At 63.9% G+C, this 496-nt stretch carries 2 pseudogenes; both read left to right on the forward strand.

From position 1 onward, the window contains the following. Nucleotides 1-14: 14 nt before the first annotated feature. A pseudogene (locus EN804_RS34560) lies at nt 15-215 on the forward strand (alkaline phosphatase); the annotation flags it as partial. A gap of 177 nt (nt 216-392) precedes the next feature. Continuing rightward, nucleotides 393-496, forward strand: a pseudogene (locus tag EN804_RS38410) (aminoacyl-tRNA deacylase); the annotation flags it as partial.

A 496-nucleotide genomic window follows, 5' to 3' on the forward strand; every position in this document is an offset into this window, starting at 1 on the left:
ATCCGGAGACAGCCATGAACAAGCTCTCGTTGACCCGCCGCGCTTTCGTCACCTCAGCCAGCGCCTTTGGCCTTGTCGGCGCCTCCGGTCTTGCGCTGCCCTACTATTCTCGCGCCAATCAGCGCCCGGCCTTCACTCATGGCGTGCAGTCCGGCGATGTCGACGCTACCTCCGGCATGGTCTGGACCCGCACCGACCGCCCGGCTCGCGCCGTTTTTCGGGCCGGGCCCCTGACCGCGGTTCGAATCCGTTCGCGGCGGCCGGGACCGCGAATGCCGGCGCCTTGAAACGATAGGCAGTCGATCCAGTTTTCCTGGTGTGGCAACCGGGGCACGAGAGTGATCGCCCTCGTTTGCGCATGCGTCGTGAACCCAAGCAAAAGGACGCGAAAAATGACGATAGCAAACAGACTGAGGGATTTTATCGACGGCAAGGGCATCCCGTACGACACCGTCGCGCATCACCGCACGTCCACCAGCAGGCAGGCCGCCATTGC

Source organism: Mesorhizobium sp. M8A.F.Ca.ET.161.01.1.1 (assembly GCF_004792105.1).
In the GTDB taxonomy this organism is placed as follows: Bacteria; Pseudomonadota; Alphaproteobacteria; order Rhizobiales; family Rhizobiaceae; genus Mesorhizobium.